Origin of the sequence: Borrelia puertoricensis, assembly GCF_023035875.1 — a bacterium.
GTDB classification, from domain to species: domain Bacteria; phylum Spirochaetota; class Spirochaetia; order Borreliales; family Borreliaceae; genus Borrelia; species Borrelia puertoricensis.
Map to the genome: position 1 here is coordinate 21930 of NZ_CP075381.1, position 6492 is coordinate 28421.

Sequence of the window (6492 nt, forward strand, 5' to 3'; positions counted from 1 at the left end):
TATATAATATTTTAACTGTTATAGGAACCTTATTTTAGTAAAATGAGCTTTAAGAGTACGCATACTTAGAGTCAATAACATATATGATGCTGATAGGCTATCTAATGAATCATCATCACTCTTACCATCTCCTTTGTACTTATAAATATCAGATATAGCTGACTTACTTGAATAATCCATAATACTAAGTTTAGATGTTGCAAATGGCTCTATTAACGTAGCAATTCTAGTAAATTTATTACTTATAGGTTTAATTGGAGCAATTTTAAAATTATGACTCATACCCGCCCTAAGTTTAAGAAACATTTTAGTCACATTCCCATGCCCAGAAACGTTATCCCTATCTTCAACATATAGTTTGTGTACATTAAGATTTGTAAGTATAGTTTTAATTGTATTTAACATTTTAGGATCACCTACTGGTAACTTTTCTTGAAAAATAAACGCATAATAACTTTGATCTACTCGCTCCAAAACACAAAGAGCTGTATTATCTCCTCCTATACTATATGCAGGATCTAAATATGCTATTGGGGATATAAATTCATGCTTACTTGTAAGATTAACATTAGTAAATATCGCATCACAGGACGAGACCCATTCTCCAAGTAGAACCCTTGCCTTATATGTTGGAATGTCCTTGTAAATCTCTTCTTGGGTTTTAATAAAATCCCGAGAAATTAATTCATTATCATATGTTGTAAAGTTATATGTAGAGTAAATTTTTGTATTATCAATATAATCAAGCTTAAAGAAATGTTCAGGACTATCTGGATTGGTATCAAATATAATTGCCTGCATTCCTACTCTAAGCCTTTTTAAACATTCTATTAATGTTTCTTTATGCAGTGTAGTTGCTTCATTAACGTAAATAAGCGCTGAATTAGAGCCTCTAAACCGCTCAAAATCACTTGCCCTATCACCTCCATACAAATTAACTCTTAGTGAGTCTATTTCAAAATATGATGTATTAGAAAATTTTGGCCTAAAGGGTATTTTAAGCATACTAGCAATATCTTCTAACTCACTCATAACATTAACCTCTAATGATTTTTGGGAATTTCCTATTATAAAATTATTAGTATTTCTTTTATACACATTCCTATTTGTAAGCAGTATTTTTAAGAATAGATAACATGCTAGAAATGTTTTACCGCTAGCAATCCCACCTGAGAGGATAATTTTACTTTGTTTATTCTTCTCGATATTACGTACTACTTTAAGTTGTTTTTTAGTTAAATATTTACTTTCAAACCCTTTAAAATCAACCTCCAATGCTTTAGGCTTAATAAAATTAGATATATCAATACCAAAATCACGCTTGTACTCTCGCTGCATTTCTTTAAATATAGGCAGCTTATATATATCCATTACCATATCCTTTAAATTTGTAATTTAGAGCGCACATCTGTATCAGTAGCTTTAAGCTTTAGCATTGTCTTGTAACATAGTGACATTTTCTTAAGTTCTCTCTCCCTTTTAAGCTCATCGAGTTTAAGTTTTAACTCTTCAAGCTCACGACTCTCTTCTTCTGAATGTGCAACTTTTTTACTTAAAGTCTTCTTGTAAAGATTGCTAATTTGAGACTCGAGTTCTTCTATTTTGTAATTATGAGTTTTAAGTTCTAACTCTAAATAACGACTAAATGAATTTATAAATTCTAGTCCCAACATACTTTTAGCCATACTAAACTGACTTTTAAGATCACGCGCCTGGGCTGTACTTTGTGATGCATGAAATAATATATTATTTAAAGTATCTTCACAAATAGTAAGCTTAGCAGCACCATTAATATACTCAGGGTCATCCTTAATCTCTTCCCATTTGCGTCTCATCTTTCCTACATTAACACGACTAACTCCAAGCTCTTTTGCTATCCCTGCGTCATTAAGCTTCCCTTCTCTAAAATACACAACATAATCATCAAACGATTTCTTTACCCTAATCATACCTTTTAATATAAGTTAACTAATAGGTTAACAAAAATATATTTAACATAAAATTTATAACAAAACAATAAATTTTACAAAAACAATTAATACTTATACGTACATGTACATTAAAGATATGTAAATAGAGATATATTTTTAAAACAAAAAAGATAAGGGGATTTATATGAATAAAATTAATTTTATTTTGGTGTTGGCACTACTAATTAGTAGTTGTGAATATGAGCATGGAAATGCTACACCTAAGAGTAGAGTTAAAAGAAATTTGGAAGAACAAGAAGAAGTACAAAAAACACCTGAAGACGCATTAAGAGAAAAGCTAAATGATAGTCAAAAGCAAGGTTTAGAATTTTTAAAAGATGCTTTAAGTGATGATAATAAACTAAATGAAATTCTAAAACAAGATGAAAGAAAAGTTAAAGATGTACTTGAACATATACATACTGAGCTCGAAAAATGTAACGGAAATGATGGGGATAAAAGCACTTTTAAAACCTTAGTAAAGGAATATTTTAAAGGCAATAATAATTTAGACAATATTGTTGGTGAAAACAGTCAATTACAAAGCATGTGTGGAGCAAACGGAGCAGGGGGTTAATAAAACTCTAATAATAAGGAAGTTAAGACGAGATAGATTTAAAAAAGAATATTTAAAAGAACAAGACAACAAAAATTCTAGATAAAGATGTGTAATAGAAAATAAATTAAACTCGTTACAAAAATGGTAAGAGTAACTATAAAAGTAAACTTTAAGTTAACAGAAATAGAGAACTTAAATTTTGTACTAAGTAATCCATCATTGCAAAGTTGAAAGCTACTGAGTAGATAAATAAAGCATATGGGAAGTAAAATTATAAGTATTTGTTAATAACAATGGAAAGAATGCTAGTTATATTCCCTAAATTCTCAAAAAAATATCCTTTATATTTATTACAAATATGTATAAGAGCATATTTTCTATACAATGGCGACCTTTAAAAATTGACTCTACGTGTAAGTATTTGCTAATATTTTTTACACAAGTTTAGTAATTTTTATAATATTTAGTTAACTTTAAAATTACATGATAGTGAATGATTTACTTAAAGAAAAAATAAAAAATTTAATTAAAGAAAATGAACTCTTAAGAGAAGAACTGTTGTTAATTACCAATCCTTCTAAAAAGCAAATTATTACTAAACCCAAAACTAGATTTTATCTTAATGACAAGACAATTAGACTCGTAAAACGCTCTATAGAGAGACTTAAAAGTCTAGACCCCATTTCAGGATGGTTTGTACACTTACTCTCAGTTACTGGTTGTAGGGGTGTTGAGGTACAAAATATAAAACTTGACCAGATATCAAAAGAAAAAGGTAGTAATAATGAACTACTCTATAGCCTGCGTGTTAATGTTGCAAAAAAGAGAAGAGGTGTTTGCATAAGAGAAGTTGTAATTAATAAAGATGAATTTGACGCTATTATGAGGGCCCATAAAACTTATTTCGAAAAAAAAGGTATGGATGCAAGACGTACATATCTATTTCAAAAAAGTAAGATTAGATTTCGTGATAATAAAATTAATATAAAAAAGATTACCGAAAAATTTAAAGAATTACTCATTAAGGGAGGATTTAAAGAAAGAAAATCTCTTCATTTATGTAGAAATATATTCATAGCTACTCTAAAATCACGTGGTTATAATGCATTCCAAATAAAAGAACTTATGAAATATTCATCTACTTCTGAGATTGATAATGTTTATGGTCTCTCAAGTGCAAGTAAAATACAGGCTTACAAAGATATCAAAACTAGCTTGAAATAAATTTTGCTAAATATCTATTTTTTTACAAAATATTATGTATAATAAATACAGCTTATTTATAAAATATTTATATTAACCTTTTACCATTAAAAAAAAGAGACCGGAGAGTCTCTTTTTTTTATAAATAGAGATTTATATTTTTCTAAACACACGTTTAGACGTAACATTATACTCCCTTCCTCGCTCTCTAAGAGAGAGTGAATCATAAAGTACAGAAGACAAATTAGTTGCTATAAAATGATATCCTGGTGTATTTTTTATTTTAACTTCACTTATCTCAAATTCTCCATCTAAACATCTGTAAGCAGGGCCCTCCCACCTCACACTTGCACTGATATCAAACCGTCTCAGTACAGCGCATGGATTTAGAATATAACAATTACTTCTCATACACCCTGACTTAACAAAGTTATGATAATTCCTATTTATATCAAGAACACTAAACTGCAACTTTTTAAAAACTGATACGTAATAATGAAGAGATAAAAAGTAACATCCCCACTGACGTACTGCTGAGACTAAATTTGGGTTATTTTGCGTTATTTTCATATATAATCTCACTTACAATCTTTATTTTTAAAACTACCACCCCTACTTACCTTAAGTTAAATATAGATATTAAAAAGGAATATCTTCATAAAACTCATCTTCAAGCTTATTCTCATTAATATCTTGTGTTTTAATTGATGAGTTTAAAACGCAAATATCATTTACCAAAATACTGTATTTACTCTTACCCTCACCTGTACGCTTATCATTCCAACTTGAATAAGATAGGGCTCCACTAAGTACAACTTGAACCCCTCGTTTAAGTAAAGCAGCAAGACTCTCAGCTCTAGCTCCAAAAATCACACAGTCAAAAAATTGAGCCTGTCTTGTAACACAGTTATTCTTCTTTACACCTCTATTATTAGCTAGTGTAAATTTTAATATAGGAAAACTATTACTAGTATAAATAACCTCACAGTTTCTTGTTAAACGACCAGACATACTTAACGAGTTAATATCAAACACCAGAACTCTCCTTATCATGAATCCTACTTAAAAGTTCCATACGTCTTAAATCACAATCAAGTCTCTCAAGATTTTCTAAAAATTCTTGTCTTGCATAATAAGCTTGAACGAGATTCTTTATACTTCTCACACCAAACTTACATAAAAATTTTAAAATCTTGTAAGTAATTACTAAAAATAAAGCTATAAACATAAATCTCATAAAGGTACCCTTAAACAGCTTTTAAAATAGGTGTAGACCATTCATTTGAATTACTACTAAAATTAGAAAGCCCATTTACTTGAGTATAACTATAACTAAACACCTTAAATCTATCTTTAATGGCTCTTTTTCTCATGTTTAACGAGAATAAAATTCCTTCAAAATTATAATAGATATTATTACTAATTGAATAAGTCCTCATCATATCTTGAATTTTTTCTTTTACTTTTAATTTAACTACTTTGGTAATCTCCTCAGCTTCTTTTGCTTTCTCAGCCTCAACTTTACTTATATGCTCAACCATTTTATTTAAAATAAAAATATCATTTTTTAAACCAAGCTCATTCTCAACTTCTAGATTTGTCAACTTAACAAACTTAAGAAATTCTTGTCTAAAGTCTAATTGTGCCAAGGTATTATAAAATTCACTTTTATTTAAAAATGATTTTATTCTCTCAACAAACTCTTCATTACTTGCACTCTCAATATCATTATAGCTTCTCATATACTTAAGAGCGTTGTTAATCTCAACATTAAAAGCCACCATATAAAACATAATCTTTGCTATAAATGCATCGTCTCTCTCAATAACACAGTTTGTAGTATCTCCACCAAATAAAAAGAATAAGTTTCCTTTTTTCAATCCCGTACATAAGAGTTGCATCTGTACTTGTACGTAATACTTAAAGAAATATTTATTATCTAGAAAATTACCAATTCTATTATATTCAGAAGCACCGCATTGTATTTGAAATGAATCGCTGCATTTTGTCTCTAAAAGTTCAGCATCACCTTCCCCGTTAACAAACCAAGCATCAATTGTAGCACCAACTAATGTCTCACAGCCCTCAACTTTTTTAAAGTAATTATATTTATCAATACCGTTTGAATATTTATTTTTATGTAATATATGAATATTCTTATCATAAGTTTTTACAAATTCGTCAATTATTAAATTCTCTAAAGCCTTTCCTTTTTTAATACTCAAATTTTCTTCAAAAGGCATTTCCCTTCCTATTGATTTAAGAATTCTTACGATAAATATCTCTTCTAAATAATCAGCTCCCATAAACAGACTACCAACTTCACTAGCTCCTACCCTGTGTAAAGCTCTTCTTTGTATACTAAAGTCAACCTTACTATTAAACTTAAAACACTCATTCTTACCAATTTTTGGTAATTTACGTCCAACTCTACCTATTTTACTTTCTTGTTTTTGTTTACCTTTAAGATCTTCTTGACTCTGATATGCAAAAGATTCAAAACCCTTAAACACCATTTGCCTGTACAAATCAAATTGTTGCATCTCTTCCTTTGATTTTTGTTCATTTATTTTTGTCATATTTAATCTCCTATTAAGTTTTATAAATAAAATAATATAACAAAAAAACTGTTTTTGTCAAAATTTTTGATATATTTTTTTTGTAAAATTTACAAAAAAAATATTTTTATTATAAATGGGTTTACTTTCCAACAATCACTAAGTTATTATAGTTAAAGTAAAACTTAATAGGAGAAAAACT

8 protein-coding genes are annotated in these 6492 nt (G+C 28.6%); 2 read left to right on the forward strand and 6 right to left on the reverse strand.

Translation table 11 applies throughout. The features are described 5' to 3' along the window. Positions 1–18: 18 nt before the first annotated feature. Both bpuSUM_RS04720 and bpuSUM_RS04725 read right to left on the reverse strand, forming a co-directional pair. Positions 19–1371, reverse strand: a complete 1353-nt coding sequence (locus bpuSUM_RS04720; protein WP_247066557.1) for a PBSX family phage terminase large subunit — start codon at positions 1369–1371, stop codon at positions 19–21. 11 nt (positions 1372–1382) lie between these two features. Continuing rightward, complete coding sequence (locus bpuSUM_RS04725) at positions 1383–1949, reverse strand: DUF603 domain-containing protein (protein ID WP_247066495.1); 567 nt, start codon at positions 1947–1949, stop codon at positions 1383–1385. A 166-nt stretch (positions 1950–2115) separates the two neighbouring features. Between bpuSUM_RS04725 and bpuSUM_RS04730 the strand changes: the two genes are divergently transcribed. Then, positions 2116–2547: an Mlp family lipoprotein gene (locus bpuSUM_RS04730; RefSeq protein ID WP_247066497.1), complete on the forward strand. Its 432-nt coding sequence runs from the start codon at positions 2116–2118 to the stop codon at positions 2545–2547. A 465-nt stretch (positions 2548–3012) separates the two neighbouring features. After that, positions 3013–3753, forward strand: coding sequence for a tyrosine-type recombinase/integrase (locus bpuSUM_RS04735; RefSeq protein ID WP_247066499.1), 741 nt, complete (start codon positions 3013–3015; stop codon positions 3751–3753). Positions 3754–3885: 132 nt separating this feature from the next. On the opposite strand, the gene bpuSUM_RS04740 is transcribed toward bpuSUM_RS04735, so the two are convergent. The 4 genes from bpuSUM_RS04740 to bpuSUM_RS04755 all read right to left on the reverse strand — a co-directional run bounded on the left by bpuSUM_RS04740 (position 3886) and on the right by bpuSUM_RS04755 (position 6311). Beyond that, entirely contained in the window at positions 3886–4302 is a 417-nt protein-coding gene (locus tag bpuSUM_RS04740) for a DUF261 family protein (RefSeq protein ID WP_247066501.1), read from the reverse strand. A gap of 69 nt (positions 4303–4371) precedes the next feature. After that, a complete protein-coding gene (locus bpuSUM_RS04745) occupies positions 4372–4743 on the reverse strand; it encodes a single-stranded DNA-binding protein (protein ID WP_247066503.1) in 372 nt (123 codons plus the stop codon). A gap of 16 nt (positions 4744–4759) precedes the next feature. Next, positions 4760–4969, reverse strand: coding sequence for a hypothetical protein (locus bpuSUM_RS04750; RefSeq protein ID WP_247066505.1), 210 nt, complete (start codon positions 4967–4969; stop codon positions 4760–4762). A 10-nt stretch (positions 4970–4979) separates the two neighbouring features. Then, positions 4980–6311, reverse strand: coding sequence for a DUF244 domain-containing protein (locus bpuSUM_RS04755; protein WP_247066507.1), 1332 nt, complete (start codon positions 6309–6311; stop codon positions 4980–4982). Between the last annotated feature and the right edge of the window lie 181 nt (positions 6312–6492).

What these genes read in the sequence shown, in the direction of transcription:
- bpuSUM_RS04720 (WP_247066557.1), bottom strand. Translation starts at nt 1,371, where the DNA reads ATGGATATATATAAGCTGCCTATATTTAAAGAAATGCAGCGAGAGTAC.
- bpuSUM_RS04725 (WP_247066495.1), bottom strand. Translation starts at nt 1,949, where the DNA reads ATGATTAGGGTAAAGAAATCGTTTGATGATTATGTTGTGTATTTTAGA.
- bpuSUM_RS04730 (WP_247066497.1), top strand. Translation starts at nt 2,116, where the DNA reads ATGAATAAAATTAATTTTATTTTGGTGTTGGCACTACTAATTAGTAGT.
- bpuSUM_RS04735 (WP_247066499.1), top strand. Translation starts at nt 3,013, where the DNA reads ATGATAGTGAATGATTTACTTAAAGAAAAAATAAAAAATTTAATTAAA.
- bpuSUM_RS04740 (WP_247066501.1), bottom strand. Translation starts at nt 4,302, where the DNA reads ATGAAAATAACGCAAAATAACCCAAATTTAGTCTCAGCAGTACGTCAG.
- bpuSUM_RS04745 (WP_247066503.1), bottom strand. Translation starts at nt 4,743, where the DNA reads ATGTCTGGTCGTTTAACAAGAAACTGTGAGGTTATTTATACTAGTAAT.
- bpuSUM_RS04750 (WP_247066505.1), bottom strand. Translation starts at nt 4,969, where the DNA reads ATGAGATTTATGTTTATAGCTTTATTTTTAGTAATTACTTACAAGATT.
- bpuSUM_RS04755 (WP_247066507.1), bottom strand. Translation starts at nt 6,311, where the DNA reads ATGACAAAAATAAATGAACAAAAATCAAAGGAAGAGATGCAACAATTT.